Below are 15,467 nucleotides of genomic sequence, written 5' to 3'. Positions count from 1 at the left end.
ACGATGAATAAGCATAGCGAGAACGACGTGGTTGAGCCTTCACGTCGTCGGTTGTTAAAAGGGGTAGGGGCGCTGGGGGGCGCGCTTGCTCTGGCTGGCGGGTGTCCGGTAGCGCATGCGGCAAAACCGCAAAGCGCGCCCGGCACGCTGTCACCCAATGCCCGCATGGAGACGCAGCCGTTTTATGGCGAGCATCAGGCGGGCATCCTGACGCCGCAGCAGGCGTCGATGATGCTGGTGGCCTTTGATTCGCTGGCCAGCGATAAAGCCGATCTGGAACGTCTGTTCCGCCTGCTGACGACGCGCATCGCGTTTCTTACCGCCGGTGGACCGGCGCCCGATACGCCGAACCCGCGTCTGCCGCCAATGGACTCCGGCATTCTGGGGCCATTCATTGCCCCGGATAACCTGACCATAACCGTTTCGCTGGGAGAATCGCTGTTTGATGCGCGCTACGGGCTGGCAAAACAGAAGCCGAAAGCGCTGCAAAAAATGACGCGCTTCCCGAATGATTCCCTGGATGCCGCCCTCTGCCACGGCGATCTGCTTCTGCAGATTTGCGCCAATACGCAGGACACGGTGATCCACGCCCTGCGCGACATCATCAAGCACACGCCGGATCTGCTGAGCGTGCGCTGGAAGCGGGAAGGGTTTATCTCGGACCACGCCGCCCGCAGCAAGGGGAAAGAGACTCCGGTGAACCTGCTGGGCTTCAAGGACGGCACTGCCAATCCGGACAGCCACGATGGTGCGCTCATGAAGGAGGTGGTGTGGGTCACTGCCGATCAGGGCGAACCGGCATGGGCGGTGGGCGGCAGCTATCAGGCGGTGCGCATTATTCAGTTCCACGTGGAGTTCTGGGACCGCACGCCGCTGAAAGAGCAGCAGACGATCTTCGGTCGCGATAAGCAAAGCGGCGCGCCGCTCGGCATGAAGAACGAGCATGACTTGCCCGACTACGCCAGCGATCCTAATGGCGATGTGATTGCGCTGGACAGCCACATTCGTCTGGCCAATCCGCGCACCAAAGAGACGCAGTCGAGCCTGATGATGCGTCGGGGATACAGCTACTCGCTCGGCGTGACTAACTCCGGTCAGCTCGATATGGGGCTGCTGTTCGTCTGCTACCAGCACGATCTCGAAAAGGGCTTCCTCACCGTGCAGAAGCGCTTAAACGGAGAGGCGCTGGAAGAGTACATTAAACCTATCGGCGGAGGCTATTTCTTTGCCCTGCCGGGCGTGCGCGACAGCAGCGCGTATCTCGCTCAGAGTCTTATTGAAGCCTGATAATTGTCCCTGCGACGATTCGCAGGGACATTATTTTTTCATATGACTATCCTGCTGTTATATTTCTGTAATATTTCTATATGAGACTGATTTCAACTGTAGGGACAGTCCTAAAAGTTGCATTCAGGTAAAATAAATGTTGCATTTATGATAGCTCCTGATGTACTTAAGATAAGACAGCGGTAGTTCCCGGCAGTGATGCTGAATCACTATGGAGATCGCGAATGGTTGCGTCCTGTACTGGACAAGGTAAACATAACAACCGCAGCACCCGGCGCGGAGGCTCAGACTCCGGCAGCGATTTCCTCACCACTAAATTTTCCCCCCTCCCTCAAGAATCTGATTCGACCGACGTGCAGAACGGTGCGCGTAGCTGTTCCGTATCGTCATCCGATAGTGCAAGCAATGGCTTACAAGGAAGCCAACCCTCTGATGTTCGTGCGCATAATCGTGCCGACGCTGGCGCGTGTGATGAATACCAACAACTCAAGGTGCTATCCATGGGAAGACAAAAAGCAGTGATCAAAGCTCGTCGCGAAGCAAAACGTGTGCTGAGACGGGATTCACGTAGCCATAAACAGCGTGAAGAAGAATCGGTCACCTCGCTTGTGCAGATGAGTGGCGTAGAAGCAATTGGCATGGCCCGAGACAGCCGTGATAATTCTCCAATTGTGGCGCGCAATGAGGCTCAGGCGCACTACCTGAATGCTATCGAGAGTAAACAGCTCATCTTTGCAACCGGTGAAGCCGGATGCGGGAAAACCTGGATCAGTGCAGCCAAAGCGGCGGAAGCGCTGATCCATAAGGACGTGGAAAGAATCATTGTTACCCGTCCGGTACTGCAGGCTGATGAAGATCTCGGCTTCTTGCCCGGTGATATTTCGGAGAAGTTTGCCCCGTACTTCAGGCCCGTCTATGACGTGCTGGTGAAGCGGCTGGGTGCATCCTTCATGCAGTACTGCCTGCGGCCAGAGATTGGCAAGGTGGAAATCGCGCCGTTCGCCTATATGCGCGGACGTACATTTGAAAATGCGGTCGTCATTCTTGACGAGGCTCAGAACGTGACCGCTGCGCAAATGAAGATGTTTTTAACGCGCCTCGGGGAGAACGTGACGGTTATCGTTAACGGCGATATTACCCAGTGTGACCTGCCGTCCGGCGTAAAATCCGGGCTGAGCGACGCCATGTCACGTTTTGAGGAAGATGAGATGATTGGGGTGGTACGTTTCACCAAAGAGGACTGCGTGCGATCGGCGCTCTGCCAGCGCACGCTGCAAGCGTATTACTGAGTTTGCTGTTGCGTTCAAGGCCCGGGAAACCGGGCTTTGATTTTGTGCGGGCAGCCTGTTCGCTGCGCTCACGGTCTGTCCAACTGGCTGCGCCAGTTGTCGAACCCCGGTCGGGGATTCTCATCCCCCCTTTTCGGAGAATATAAAAGAAAAAAGCCCGTACTTTCGTACGAGCTCTCATCTCAAATATGGCGGTGAGGGGGGGATTGACTCGCTTTGCTCGCCCTGCGGGCAGCCTGTTCGCTGCACTCACAGTCTGTCCAACTGGCTGCGCCAGTTGTCGAACCCCGGTCGGGGATTCTCATCCCCCCTTTTCGGAGAATATAAAAGAAAAAAGCCCGTACTTTCGTACGAGCTCTCATCTCAAATATGGCGGTGAGGGGGGGATTCGAACCCCCGATACGTTGCCGTATACACACTTTCCAGGCGTGCTCCTTCAGCCACTCGGACACCTCACCATATTGTTTTGCTGCCTGACCGCTTGGGGGGCAACGGGGCGCTACTATAGGGAGTTGCGCTGACACGGTCAAGCAGATTTTCTGCTTTAGTGCCTGTTCGGTTAAGCAATAATCAGCTCCACGGTTTTTCGCCGTGGAGCAGGGGATAACGTTGTGAATCGAGAACTTGACGGTTCAAGGGGGCGCTGGATATTGAAGATCGCAGCGGCAGTCCTCCTTTATTACGTTCAGATCTGGCCGAAGCGGCCGGAATTGAAATCACGAATGGCTTCGTTGATTTCACTCTTAGTGTTCATCACAAACGGGCCATAGCCCACGATCGGTTCATTCAGCGGCTCGCCGGCCATCAGCAGCACTTTTGCATCGCTGTTCGCCTCCAGGTGCAGTTTGTCACCTTCCTGACTCAATACGACCAGCTGGGCTTCACCCGCCTGAGTTGCACCGTTCACCGTGATGCTGCCTTCAAGCACGACCAGCGCCGTGCTCCAGCCTTCAGGCTGATTGAGCGTCAGATGGCTTCCCTGGTTCAGCGCGATGTCCCAGACGTTAAGCGGCGAGAAGGTGTGCGCCGGGCCTGTCACCGTGTCGTAGCGACCGGCAATAACTCGCAGCGAACCGCTGTTATCCGGCAGCGTCACCACCGGGATATCGGCTTTCGTGATGCTCTGGTAGCCCGGTGCCGCCATCTTGTCTTTCGCCGGCAGGTTGACCCAAAGCTGCATCATTTTCAGTTCCCCGCCTTTCTGCGAGAACGCGCTGGAGTGGAACTCCTCGTGCAAAATGCCTGCCCCTGCGGTCATCCACTGCACGTCGCCAGGGCCAATGACGCCGCCTTTACCCGTGGAGTCGCGATGCTCCACTTCACCGGCATAGACGATAGTGACCGTTTCAAAACCCCGGTGAGGGTGTTGGCCTACGCCGCGTTTCGCACCATCAGCAGGAAAGGTATACGGGCCCGCGTAGTCCAGCAGCAGGAACGGGCTGAGCGGCTCGCCGTGCGTCTGATAAGAAAACATTGAACGGACCGGGAAACCATCTCCAACCCAGTGCTGGCGGGGAGCGGTATAAACGCCTGTTACGTTTTTCATGATTAACTCCTGATGTTCTGTTGATGTAATTAGCTTATATTCAGGGTCAATATCCCGGTAGATAGTGAAAATGGCATTCACTGTTCTGAAAATAGAACGATGAGGTTTTATGCAGGATCTCAATGACTTTGTCTGGTTTGTGAAGGTGGTGGACTACGGTGGCTTTGCTGCGGCGGGAAGGGCGCTTGACCTGCCAAAGTCCAGGCTAAGCCGCCGGATTGCGCAGCTGGAAGAGCGGCTTGGCGTACGGCTCATCCATAGAACAACCCGGCATTTTACGGTGACCGAGGTCGGCCAGACGTTCTATCAGCACTGCAAAGCGATGATGGTGGAGGCCGAGGCTGCCGAGGAAGCCGTGGCGGCACTGCAGGCCGAACCGCGCGGTATCGTCAGGATCACGTGCCCGATAACCTTACTGCATGTCCACGTTGGTCCGATGCTGGCAAGATTTATGGCGCGCTACCCCGGGATCAATCTTCAGCTTGAGGCGACTAACCGGCGTGTAGATCTGGTGGGAGAGGGCGTGGATATCGCGATCCGCGTACGCCCGCGTCCGTTTGATGACAGTGACCTGGTGCTAAGGGTGCTGGCTGACAGGGGGCATTGCCTGGTGGCAAGCCCGGCGTTGATTGCCCGTCTGGGGGAACCGTCAATGCCGTCTGAACTCAGCGCCTGGCCTGGATTAAGTATGGGGGAGGGAAAGCACAACCATAAGTGGGCACTTTCCGGACCCGACGGGGCGAAAGCGGAGATCCATTACCATCCCCGTTTGATCAGTACGGATATGCTCGCGCTGCGTGAAGCCGCCATGGCAGGCATTGGCGTGGTGCAGTTGCCGATTTTGATGGTGAAGGATCAGCTTGCGTCCGGTGAGCTGGTCCGGGTGCTTGAGGCATGGGAACCCAGACGGGAAGTGATTCACGCCGTTTATCCTTCAAGACGCGGTTTGCTGCCCTCCGTTAGGGCGCTGGTGGATTTTCTGACCGAAGAGTATGCGAAGATGGTGGAAGACTAGTTTTTTCCAGGTCGGGTAAGCGCAGCGCTACCCGACATGAGTTTCTCACAGAGCCACAAGGTTCGAATCCCCCCTGCGTGCGTACAATATGCGAAAAAAAAAGCCCGCATTTTCATGCGAGCTCTTCTTTAAATATGGCGGTGAGGGGGGGATTCGAACCCCCGATACGTTGCCGTATACACACTTTCCAGGCGTGCTCCTTCAGCCACTCGGACACCTCACCATATTGTCATCCCGTTGTTGACGGGACGGGCGCTAATGTAAGGAAAAGCCGAACTGCCGTCAACTCACTTTTTCAGTAATTTAGCGCGTTTAGACAAACTTCAGGCAACATGATTCTTAAATGTGCATAAAATGCCTCTTTTATCAGCAACGCGGTTTCCTGATAAATTTGTTATGCTGACAATCCACTTGAAAATGAAAGCAAAACAGCGCAATAAAAGGCAGGAATGACCATGGATATTCTCTTCTATCACCCTACATTTGATAACGCTTACTGGATTGACGCACTTTCGGCGGCGCTGCCCGGCGCACGCGTACGCGAGTGGAAGCGCGGCGATAATGAACATGCTGACTATGCGCTGGTCTGGCATCCTCCGGTAGAAATGCTCCAGGGACGCAAGCTGAAGGCCGTTTTTGCCCTTGGAGCCGGCGTGGATTCCATTCTGAGCAAACTTAAGGCACACCCTGAAATGCTGCCGGAAGACGTTCCACTGTTTCGCCTGGAAGATACCGGAATGGGCCAGCAGATGCAGGAATATGCCGTGAGCCAGGTTCTGCACTGGTTCCGCCGCTTTGATGACTATCAGGCATTTAAGCAGCAGGCCCGCTGGGAGCCGCTGCCGGATTACCGTCGTGAGGACTTTACCATCGGCATCCTCGGCGCGGGCGTGCTGGGCTCAAAAGTGGCTGAAGCCCTTGCTCCGTGGGGCTTTCCGCTGCGCTGCTGGAGTCGCAGCCGCAAAGATTATCCGGGCGTAGAGAGCTTTGCCGGGACGGATGAACTCCCGGCCTTTCTGAACGGGACGCGCGTGCTCATCAACCTGCTGCCCAATACGGCGGAAACGGTCGGTATCATCAATGAAGCGTTGCTCAATCAGCTCGTCGATCGGAGCTACCTGATGAACCTGGCGCGCGGGGTGCATCTGGTCGAGCCCGATCTGCTGAAGGCGCTGGACAGAGGAAAGCTTAAAGGTGCCATGCTGGATGTCTATAGCCGTGAGCCGCTACCCGCGGAAAGCCCGCTTTGGGCGCACCCGCGCGTCGCGATGACCCCTCACGTGGCCGCCGTGACGCGTCCGGCAGAAGCGGTGGCGTATATATCACATACCATCAGCGAAATGGAAAAGGGTAACCCGGTCACCGGCCAGGTCGACAGACAGCGCGGCTACTGAGATAAACCCGGCGTTCGCCGGGTTTTTGCTAATATTCGCCGCTGATAACTGCTATCCTTTGGAAAAACCGCAGAGGAGAGAGAGATGTATCCCGTTGACCTGCATATGCACACCGTCGCCAGTACCCACGCTTATAGCAACCTCCATGATTATATCGCCCAGGCGAAGCTTAAAGGCATCAAGCTGTTCGCGATCACCGATCATGGCCCGGATATGGCTGATGCGCCGCACTACTGGCATTTTGTGAATATGCGGATCTGGCCACGTCTGGTGGACGGCATTGGGATACTGCGCGGCATTGAGGCAAACATCAAAAATACCGACGGTGAGATCGACTGCACCGGCCCGATGCTGACGTCTCTTGACCTTGTCCTCGCCGGCTTCCATGAGCCGGTTTTTGCTCCTCAGGATAAAGAGACCAATACCGCGGCGATGATTGCCACCATTGCCAGCGGCAATGTGCACATTATCAGTCATCCCGGTAACCCAAAATATCCGATTGATATTCAGGCTGTCGCGCAGGCGGCAGCGAAGCACCGCGTGGCGCTGGAGATTAATAACTCCTCTTTTGTTCACTCGCGTAAGGGCAGTGAAGCCAACTGTCGCGAAGTGGCGGCCGCCGTGCGTGATGCGGGCGGCATGGTGGCGTTGGGCTCAGATTCTCATACGGCGTTTACGCTGGGTGATTTCAGCGAGTGCCTGAAAGTGCTGAATGATGTTAACTTCCCGGAAGCGCAAATCCTGAACGTGACCCCACGCCGCATGCTCGATTTCCTTGAGTCCCGCGGAATGGAGCCGATTGCCGAATTTGCCGATCTTTAATTGTGTAATGGAATAATAAAAATGAACGAGTTTTCCATCCTCTGCCGCGTGCTGGGTACGCTCTATTATCGCCAGCCGCAAGACCCGCTGTTGGTTCCGCTTTTTACGTTGATTCGTGAAGGTAAACTGGCGCAGAACTGGCCGCTGGAACAGGATGATTTACTGGAACGTCTGCAAAAAAGCTGCGATATGCAGCAGATTGCGACGGACTACAATGCACTGTTCGTCGGCGATGAGTGCCGCGTTTCGCCATACCGCTCAGCCTGGCAGGACGGGGCGACGGAAGCGGAAGTCCGCGCTTTCCTCTCCACCCGCGGTATGCCGCTGAGCGATACGCCGGCGGATCATATCGGTACGCTGCTGCTTGCTGCCTCCTGGATCGAAGACAACGCCGGGGATGATGAGAACGAAGCTATTGAAACCCTGTTCGAAACGTACCTGCTGCCGTGGGTCGGAACATTCCTTGGTAAAGTCGAAGCGCATGCCACCTCGCCATTCTGGAGAACGCTGGCACCGCTCACGCGCGACGCGATCGCGGCGATGTGGGATGAGCTGGAAGAAGAGAATGAAAAGTGATTTAGATCACATAAATTCTGCAACTACGCATTTCAATTTGCACATAATGTGCTTCTGATCGCATTTCTATGGTGCGCTTCTGCTAAGATGCGCGCCATGAACATATTACTTTGTATCGCAATAACGACGGGCATTCTCTCCGGGCTTTGGGGATGGGTGGCCATGTCTCTCGGATTACTCAGCTGGGCCGGATTCCTTGGCTGTACGGCCTATTTCGCCTGCCCGCAGGGGGGCGTCAAAGGGCTCTTTATCTCTGGCTGCACCCTGATGAGCGGCGTTATCTGGGCGTTGGTGATCATGAAAGGCAGCGCGCTGGCGCCGCATCTGGAGATGCTGGGATACGTGATGACGGGCGTTGTTGCCTTTTTAATGTGCATCCAGGCTAAGCATCTGCTGCTTTCATTTGTTCCTGGAACCTTTATGGGGGCGTGTGCGACCTTTGCAGGGCAGGGTGACTGGAAGCTGGTGGTCCCCTCACTGGTGCTGGGGTTGCTGTTTGGCTATGCCATGAAAAACAGTGGTCTTTGGCTGGCGTCGCGGCGGGAAAAAGCGCAAAACGTCACGGCAGTGAGCGAATAAAAAAAGGCGAGATAATCATCTCGCCTTTTTTATGCGCTTCCTGTCAGGATTCCGGAGGGACTGACATATCGCGGTATTTCACCAGTATCGGGTTCTGCACGTCTGCTTTGTTTTGCAGATCCCACAGCCCGCGGTCAATACCGTCGTTGATTAAGAAGATCACGCCGGTTTCAATGGCTGACATCAGACACATCATGACCGGCTCGTTGGAGGTGTAGCCAATTTCACCCTCCAGCAAACGCTGGTAATCGATGAAGCGGAATACCCCTGCCTGAACTTCATAGGACAGTATGGTTTTGCTGGTGTTCACCGAAGAGAGCACTTCGCCTGTACTGACGTTGACCACACGCAGGTTAACGGCAATTTGGTCGAGCTGGTATTGGGTATCCGCGCCGATACCGAAATACCGCGCGCCCGCTCCACCCGATTTAACGTTACTTTCGTAGCCAATAATCGATCCTTCAATCATCACGTTCGCTGCCGCCAGAGATTCCAGAGGCGTACGGTTATTGGCCGCGACGGTACCATTTTCCTGTGCTGCACGAATGATTTTACGTTCATTCAACAGGTTCTGGAGACCCTGACGTTCCAGGGGAATAAACCAGTGCGAATCCTTGAGCGCGGTAACCAGCATCGCGGTGGCGCTTTGCGGCACGGCCGTGGAGAAGTTACTTGCCGGGTAAGGTTTGAATTGCCCGGTTTCATCCTGAATGTTGTATACGGAGACAAATATTTTCCCCGTTGGAGCAGGTAAATGCGTTAAATCACGATAACTCTGGGCCCGAGGCATTAACGTAGGTTTTGCAGCTTCTTTAGGTGGAGCAGTTAAACAACCGCTCAATAAGCACACTGCAACAAAAATCAGGAAGCGCTGCATGATCGTTGTCCTTATTTAGCTATTGTTTAAAAGTCAGTTGAATTACTTTGTAGACCGGAAACCTGAATAGTGGAGATTCTTCCGGTTTTACGATCGGTCACGTTCAACTGAAGCTGTCCGTCAGTGTTGGCGATATCAACGATAAAGTCGTTGGTCACCATCCGGCCGGGTTTACCGGTATTAATGTTGGTCAGTAACCCACCTAAAATCTGCGACTGAATAGCTTGAGTGAAGTTGTCCAGTGCGGACGGGGTATCAATGCTAAAATCCTTTAAGCTGGGATCCTTATAGGAGTTTTGCGCCTGAGCTTCATTCAGCAGGAACGCGCCGTTGTTAGGGTTACCGCCAAAGTTAGGGTTACGGAACTGAAACGTCATGTTTCCGGCCCAGCTTATGGGTGTTATTAGCATTATCGAAACAACTGCATATGCAATACGCATGACAGCCTCCGCATATCGGTTCGCTAGAACTCGTCTTTTGCTAAATCGCTAGTGCTTAATAGGGCTTTATCTATTTGCAGGCGATTAATAGCGTCTTCTGATTGTGCCAGTGCCAGGGCTACGTTTTTATCGAAGTCCATTTTTGTGGGGAATAAAAACGTTTGATAAATAACGTACTGATTAGCCGTTATTGTTATCCAACTTCCCCATCGTGCACTGGGCCGCTCGTTGATCGTTATATTTCCGGTATAAGTACTGTCCCATTTATCACTAAAGGCACGGTAAAAACTGTGCCCGACCGATGAAACAGTGTGGTCTGTTAACAATCCGGGAACTTCGACCTCGACGGCCTTCAGATTCCCGGCAGCGAGCAGGAAACTCGCTGCGGCGATCCAACTCAACGTGCGCTTCATGTGATTAACGCCTGAGGTTATCGTTTGCCCACGAAACAGCCTGAGTTCTGTTTTTCACAGCTATCTTCTTGAAAAGATTATAAAGGTGCGTCTTTACCGTATTTTCGCTGATAAATAACGAACGGGCGATTTCAATATTTGAAGCACCAATGCGTAACTTATTCAGGATCTCTTTCTCACGGTGCGTGAGCAGTGCTGACTCTGAGCTGTTATAACGATAATTTCCCGAGTGCGTGATGAGATAACTGGCAAGCTTTTGCGAAAAATAACACTCTCCGCGCAATATACCTTGCAGACCCTCAACTACCCGGTCTTCTTCTTCTGTGACGTAGAACACGCCATTGATATGCGGCCAGCTTTCAATATCTCTGAAAGGATATTCATCAGGCGTATTCAACAATAGCACACGGATATTGTTGTTTTTCCTGCTTAAAATATCTTGCCAGTAATGGATAAGTTTTTTATCCGCTTCCATCATATCGAAAAGAATGATGCTGCCAGGTGCAATATCATCAAAAGAACGTTGAATATTATGCAATTTCCCGTTCAGTGATAAAGATTGCTTTAAATGTTGTAATAATGCTGTCGCTTGCAGAGAAGGTTTTGTGATCAACAGTAATGTATGACCATGTAAACTATGGACTTCATTATACATGATGAAACCCCACTTTAATTGGCACCTGGCAGCTGTCCTCCTGTTTAAAAGAGGACACCAGAAGTACTGACAGATGTTGCACTGCTGTGTGTAGAATCAGACCATAACCTCCACAGGGAGGTAAATATAAAACCAATTTCGTACATCTAATTTCAATCTAGCTTTTACGAAGTTTAAAGCAAGTGTTAAACATGTAACATAATGTAAAAATCAATATTAATTTGTGAAATTGAGTTGTTTTGAATGGCGAGAATTGATGAGAAAGTTGTACACATAAATAGAGCTGCACAGATTTTAAAAATCATACAAATATTTTTAATTGCATGATTTAAATGGATATTTATTATTTTTATAAAGCAATAATTTTGTATGAGTTACAGGTTTTTACTAAGCCCTCGAATGAGCAGCAGTCTGGCTTAAGAAAAGAGGCCTCGTGTCACGTGCTGAGAAAAAATGTTCTCATGCCGTTACGTTTAAACACCCCGGGAGGAGGCTTGGACAGCTTTTATCTTGCTGTACAACCCTTTCGAAAAATGCATTTAATAAAAAATATAAGCTGGCCTGAATAAAGTGGTTTTTGATGTAAATTACGACTTTGTGGTGATCTGAAAAATAAAAATAAGCCGCGCGGGTGAGATATTTAAAATGTTTCAGCGGACATACTCTTCACCGTAACGACGCGTTAACACAAAACGAATCGTTTTTACATGTGACACTGTTATAGAGTTATGGAGTTATTCAATAACCAGGTCCAGGGTGACAACATGAAATACACATCGTTATTTATGATGTTTACATTACTGGGTGCGCCTGGATTTGTAACCGCAGCGAATTCAGATTTAGCAAATGCTGAATATAACTTTGCGGTTAACGAATTAAGTCTTTCATCACTCAATCAGGCAGCCATTATTGGTCAACAGGGTGTTTTCAATGACGCTCAGGTTCGCCAGGAAGGTTCGAAACTATTGTCCATTGTTTCCCAGGATGGGGCAGGCAACAGAGCGAGAGTTGATCAATCAGGGAGTTACAATATAGCCTGGATCGATCAGAGCGGAAACGCGAATGATGCAGGTATTACGCAAGATGGATACGGTAATAGCGCGAAAATTATCCAGAAAGGGTCGGGTAATAGAGCAAATATTACGCAGTACGGTACGCAGAAAACCGCAGTTGTAGTGCAGAAACAGTCGCAAATGGCGATTAACGTTATTCAACATTAGCGCTTTCGCGACGACTTTAATCAATCCGATGGGGGTTTACCATGAAATTTCTCAAAGTGGCAGCGCTTGCAGCAATCGTAGTTTCTGGTAGTGCTATGGCGGGTTCTATTAATCAGGGCGGCTGGGGTCATGGGCATGGTCATGGCGGATACAGTGGTCCAAATTCAACCCTGAATATTTATCAGGACGGTGGCGGTAACTCCGCGGTTGCTCTGCAGACAGACGCCAGAAATTCCGTGCTGAATATTACCCAGAAAGGTGGCGGTAACGGCGCTGACGTTGGTCAGGGTTCTGATGACAGTAAAATCAACCTGACCCAGAAAGGATTCGGCAACAGTGCAACACTTGATCAGTGGAACAGTAAAAAATCTGTTATGAACGTTAGCCAGTCCGGCGGCTTTAACGGCGCACTCGTTGACCAGACTGCCTCTAACTCTACTGTCAACGTTACCCAGATCGGTTTTGGTAACCACGCGACAGCTCATCAGTACTGATACTGAAATCTGTGCTACAAAAAAACAGGGCATCAGCCCTGTTTTTTTTCGGGAGTTCATCATGAATACCTTAATTCTCCTGGCCGCGCTTTCCAGTCAGATCACCTTCAAAACGTCGCAGCAGGAAAATATGACCACCATTATTCCTCAGGTCACTCTTACGCAGTCGTGTGATTGTCAGGTTCAGATTGTTTCTTTACGAGAAGGGCAGGGGGGGCAAAGTTCTTCCCGGCAGCAAAACACACTTTTTATACCCGCTAATCAGACGATTGATTTAATGCGCCTGAGTTTAAATATTAATGCAGGAGACACGGTAAAAATCGTTGTCACCGTTACAGATGGAAAATCGCTTCATTTATCACAACAGTGGTCGCCAGCGGAACGCCCGCTATAAAAATGTATTAAATCAATATGTTGTGAATGTGGCGGGTCTGTGCCGTTGAGCTATGCTGATATCAGGGACCAGGTCGTTATGTTCCGTAACGTGAAACTTCGTTTGCCGTAATAAATGAAGCGCGTTTACCCCTCATGGACGATTTTCATTGAGGAGTACCTATAATGAACAACTATTTTGCTCGACTCGTAGCAGGTCTGGGTCTGGTCGTTTCTGCTTTGAGTATCCCGGCTTATTCGGCCACAGTTGTTGACGGCGGTGTCATACATTTTCGCGGTGCTATCGTCGCCGACCCTTGTGAAGTCACTCCGCAGAAGCAACAATTTGCAATGTCATGTCCAAATAATAACCGTATGCAAACGCGTATGGTCAGCTATGAAGAGGCGCTTAACGGGAAAGTGAGCGACTCAAACCTGGCAACGCTCAATATGAAATACCTTAATCCTGAAAAAACGCTTGCAGTTATTGAAATCCAGTATCGCTAATGCGCGTTCTCCCCGCCCTGCGGTGGAAGAGGATTTTTTCTGATAGTTTTTTCTCCCGGTCACCTCTGCGATACACTTAAGAAAAAGGCGGATTGCAGAGGGGCTTTATGAAACCGCAAATTGAAATTATTCAAGGCGATATTACGACAATGCACGTCGACGTCATCGTCAATGCGGCCAATCCTTCCCTGATGGGGGGAGGCGGTGTGGACGGGGCTATTCACCGTGCTGCCGGACCGCAGCTGCTCGAAGCCTGTAAAACCGTGCGGCAACAGCAGGGCGAATGTCCTCCCGGTCATGCGGTAATTACGCTGGCGGGCAATCTGCCCGCCAGAGCGGTTATTCATGCCGTTGGGCCCGTCTGGCACGGTGGCGATCGGCACGAGGCGAGTATTCTGGAAGAGGCTTACCGGAACTGTCTGCGACTGGCCGCCGACAACGGTTATAAAACGATGGCGTTCCCGGCTATCAGCACCGGCGTGTATGGTTATCCTAAGGCGGCAGCCGCAACGATCGCTGTAGAAACCGTTTACCGCTATCTGTCGTTAAAACCGCTGCCAGAGAAGGTGATTTTTGTCTGTTTTGACGACGACACCACGCATCTTTATCAGCGGCTTCTGACTCAGCGCAAACAAGAGCTGGAAAGCTGAAGCAAACGCGGCGCATCTGGTGCGCCGCGTGGTTTATGAGGCTTTTGCCTGCGGTTTTCCTGAAAAGAGGAAACGCAGGAGCGGGATCCGCAGATGGATTTCGTAAAGTACGATCGCCACCCCTACCACAAAAACCAGCCCGGTAAAGAAGCCCAGCGTGTTGGAGGCGATGTGCGGTGTGATGTAAGCCCCGAAGAAAAGCGTCAACGGATGATGCACCAGATAGATAAACAGTGATGCATTAACGAAGTAAGTCACGCGGCTGGACTTAAAGTTCAGCAAACGATGGCCCAGCGCGAATACCACGTTCACCATCCACAGGCCCAGCAGCATCGTGATCACGCTTTCCGTTTCATACATCCAGGCGTCGCCGCTGCCGTAGCGCTGATTCAGCAGATATGCAGCGAACGCGAAGGTTGCCCCCAGCGCGCACCACGGTGACGGGGTGACAAACAGCGATTTAAGCTTTGGATGAATAAAAGCCAGCGCGCCGATTAAAAAGAACGGAATGTAGAACAGTGACTGCATCACCACGAAATTAAATAACCCGTCGCTCAAAATAGGCGGATAGACGATAAGCAGCGTCCGTCGCACGGCGGCATAAGCGATCCCCAACAGCAAGAATAGCACTGACAGTTTGCCCATCGTAACGTTGGCGAAGAAGGTGTCGGCTTTTGCGCTCAGATGGTGGCGCAGGCGGCTAAAAATCAACAGACTTACCGTTGTGAGCACCACAAGGACCAGCAGGAACCACAGGTGAGACACCAACTCCCAGACCAGCGTATTGTACTTTTCATACAGCGTCAGATTCGGCCAGTTCTCCGCTTTGCCTTTGACGTATTGCAGCATAATGAACTGAGGCAGCGTCAGCAGCGGAATTGCGGTGAGCATGGGGATGCCCACGCGCTCCACGCGTACTTTCCACCATCGCTTAAGCGGGTATCGCAGAAACAGCATGTAAGAAAAATAGCCGGATATGACGAAGAAAACCTGCATACGAAAGGCGTGAATAAAGTCGTTAAACAGCGTCAGCCACCAGGAGGGCATCTGGCTATTCACGTGCCAGGTATGGCTGGAGTAAATCAGTGAAATGTGAAAGGGGATCCCCAATAGCATCAGCCAGGCCCTGATCGAGTCGAGGAAATATTCACGTTCTGTTGGTGTTGTGCTCATATAACGTTGTGCATTCTCAGACTTTTCGTCTTATCCCTAAGACTCATAATGGTTACATTCGAAGCCAACCCTACACCAAGACCGACACCCTGTCTCCAGGATAAGCACGCAAAGTGAATAGCGGGTTCTTTCATTTGCTTAATCCATGAGCCAGCAGC

The 15,467-nt window shown here is 51.8% G+C and carries 18 protein-coding genes, 2 tRNA genes and 1 other RNA gene; 12 read left to right on the top strand and 9 right to left on the bottom strand.

Annotated features, from left to right (window positions below; genetic code table 11):
- The first annotated feature begins 3 nt into the window (after window positions 1-3).
- Window positions 4-1,287: an iron uptake transporter deferrochelatase/peroxidase subunit gene (gene efeB, locus AC4IBF_RS13870; protein WP_491462915.1), complete on the top strand. Its 1,284-nt coding sequence runs from the start codon at window positions 4-6 to the stop codon at window positions 1,285-1,287.
- 500 nt (window positions 1,288-1,787) lie between these two features.
- The gene (gene phoH / locus AC4IBF_RS13865; protein WP_024908976.1) at window positions 1,788-2,576 is read left to right on the top strand and encodes a phosphate starvation-inducible protein PhoH; all 789 of its coding nucleotides are present in this window, start codon (window positions 1,788-1,790) and stop codon (window positions 2,574-2,576) included.
- A 189-nt stretch (window positions 2,577-2,765) separates the two neighbouring features.
- On the opposite strand, the gene AC4IBF_RS13860 is transcribed toward phoH, so the two are convergent.
- The 3 genes from AC4IBF_RS13860 to AC4IBF_RS13850 form a co-directional block, all read right to left on the bottom strand.
- Window positions 2,766-2,902, bottom strand: a non-coding RNA gene (locus AC4IBF_RS13860) — RtT sRNA.
- A gap of 44 nt (window positions 2,903-2,946) precedes the next feature.
- A tRNA-Ser gene (locus AC4IBF_RS13855) sits at window positions 2,947-3,034 on the bottom strand.
- A gap of 227 nt (window positions 3,035-3,261) precedes the next feature.
- Window positions 3,262-4,122, bottom strand: a complete 861-nt coding sequence (locus AC4IBF_RS13850) for a pirin family protein (protein ID WP_115874707.1) — start codon at window positions 4,120-4,122, stop codon at window positions 3,262-3,264.
- Between the two features lie 109 nt (window positions 4,123-4,231).
- Here AC4IBF_RS13850 and AC4IBF_RS13845 point away from each other — a divergent pair, with 109 nt between their 5' ends.
- Entirely contained in the window at window positions 4,232-5,137 is a 906-nt protein-coding gene (locus tag AC4IBF_RS13845) for a LysR family transcriptional regulator (protein WP_252092729.1), read from the top strand.
- 135 nt (window positions 5,138-5,272) lie between these two features.
- Here AC4IBF_RS13845 and AC4IBF_RS13840 read toward each other — a convergent pair.
- Window positions 5,273-5,360 (bottom strand) — tRNA-Ser (locus AC4IBF_RS13840).
- A gap of 232 nt (window positions 5,361-5,592) precedes the next feature.
- Here AC4IBF_RS13840 and ghrA point away from each other — a divergent pair.
- The 4 genes from ghrA to AC4IBF_RS13820 all read left to right on the top strand — a co-directional run bounded on the left by ghrA (window position 5,593) and on the right by AC4IBF_RS13820 (window position 8,508).
- Window positions 5,593-6,531 (top strand): glyoxylate/hydroxypyruvate reductase GhrA, encoded by a 939-nt coding sequence (gene ghrA / locus AC4IBF_RS13835; protein ID WP_288462123.1) that lies wholly within the window; start codon window positions 5,593-5,595, stop codon window positions 6,529-6,531.
- An 84-nt stretch (window positions 6,532-6,615) separates the two neighbouring features.
- Window positions 6,616-7,353, top strand: coding sequence for a phosphatase (locus AC4IBF_RS13830; RefSeq protein ID WP_367897189.1), 738 nt, complete (start codon window positions 6,616-6,618; stop codon window positions 7,351-7,353).
- Window positions 7,354-7,374: 21 nt separating this feature from the next.
- On the top strand, window positions 7,375-7,929 hold the full coding sequence (locus tag AC4IBF_RS13825) for a TorD/DmsD family molecular chaperone (RefSeq protein ID WP_491462914.1): 555 nt from the start codon (window positions 7,375-7,377) through the stop codon (window positions 7,927-7,929).
- 96 nt (window positions 7,930-8,025) lie between these two features.
- The gene (locus AC4IBF_RS13820; protein WP_146749032.1) at window positions 8,026-8,508 is read left to right on the top strand and encodes a DUF1097 domain-containing protein; all 483 of its coding nucleotides are present in this window, start codon (window positions 8,026-8,028) and stop codon (window positions 8,506-8,508) included.
- A gap of 43 nt (window positions 8,509-8,551) precedes the next feature.
- Here AC4IBF_RS13820 and csgG read toward each other — a convergent pair whose 3' ends face one another.
- The 4 genes from csgG to csgD are packed head-to-tail and all read right to left on the bottom strand — an operon-like array spanning window position 8,552 to window position 10,893.
- Window positions 8,552-9,385: a curli production assembly/transport protein CsgG gene (gene csgG, locus AC4IBF_RS13815; RefSeq protein WP_021240792.1), complete on the bottom strand. Its 834-nt coding sequence runs from the start codon at window positions 9,383-9,385 to the stop codon at window positions 8,552-8,554.
- A gap of 26 nt (window positions 9,386-9,411) precedes the next feature.
- Window positions 9,412-9,825: a curli production assembly/transport protein CsgF gene (gene csgF, locus AC4IBF_RS13810; protein ID WP_023311106.1), complete on the bottom strand. Its 414-nt coding sequence runs from the start codon at window positions 9,823-9,825 to the stop codon at window positions 9,412-9,414.
- A gap of 23 nt (window positions 9,826-9,848) precedes the next feature.
- A complete protein-coding gene (gene csgE / locus AC4IBF_RS13805) occupies window positions 9,849-10,238 on the bottom strand; it encodes a curli production assembly/transport protein CsgE (RefSeq protein ID WP_008500845.1) in 390 nt (129 codons plus the stop codon).
- A 4-nt stretch (window positions 10,239-10,242) separates the two neighbouring features.
- Window positions 10,243-10,893, bottom strand: a complete 651-nt coding sequence (csgD, locus tag AC4IBF_RS13800; protein ID WP_021240790.1) for a biofilm master transcriptional regulator CsgD — start codon at window positions 10,891-10,893, stop codon at window positions 10,243-10,245.
- A gap of 764 nt (window positions 10,894-11,657) precedes the next feature.
- Between csgD and csgB the strand changes: the two genes are divergently transcribed.
- The 5 genes from csgB (at window position 11,658) to ymdB (ending at window position 14,136) form a co-directional block, all read left to right on the top strand.
- Entirely contained in the window at window positions 11,658-12,113 is a 456-nt protein-coding gene (gene csgB, locus AC4IBF_RS13795; RefSeq protein ID WP_111966173.1) for a curli minor subunit CsgB, read from the top strand.
- A gap of 41 nt (window positions 12,114-12,154) precedes the next feature.
- Complete coding sequence (gene csgA / locus AC4IBF_RS13790) at window positions 12,155-12,607, top strand: curli major subunit CsgA (protein WP_008500842.1); 453 nt, start codon at window positions 12,155-12,157, stop codon at window positions 12,605-12,607.
- A 61-nt stretch (window positions 12,608-12,668) separates the two neighbouring features.
- The gene (gene csgC / locus AC4IBF_RS13785) at window positions 12,669-13,001 is read left to right on the top strand and encodes a curli assembly chaperone CsgC (protein WP_133294153.1); all 333 of its coding nucleotides are present in this window, start codon (window positions 12,669-12,671) and stop codon (window positions 12,999-13,001) included.
- Between the two features lie 164 nt (window positions 13,002-13,165).
- On the top strand, window positions 13,166-13,486 hold the full coding sequence (locus tag AC4IBF_RS13780) for a YmdA family protein (protein WP_047742227.1): 321 nt from the start codon (window positions 13,166-13,168) through the stop codon (window positions 13,484-13,486).
- Window positions 13,487-13,593: 107 nt separating this feature from the next.
- Window positions 13,594-14,136, top strand: coding sequence for an O-acetyl-ADP-ribose deacetylase (gene ymdB, locus AC4IBF_RS13775; RefSeq protein ID WP_133294154.1), 543 nt, complete (start codon window positions 13,594-13,596; stop codon window positions 14,134-14,136).
- 33 nt (window positions 14,137-14,169) lie between these two features.
- On the opposite strand, the gene mdoC is transcribed toward ymdB, so the two are convergent.
- A complete protein-coding gene (gene mdoC, locus AC4IBF_RS13770) occupies window positions 14,170-15,309 on the bottom strand; it encodes a glucans biosynthesis protein MdoC (RefSeq protein ID WP_133294155.1) in 1,140 nt (379 codons plus the stop codon).
- Between the last annotated feature and the right edge of the window lie 158 nt (window positions 15,310-15,467).

It is taken from the genome of Enterobacter sp. Taxon_8 (assembly GCF_058354585.1).
This window is presented reverse-complemented; position numbering and strand designations above follow the sequence as displayed.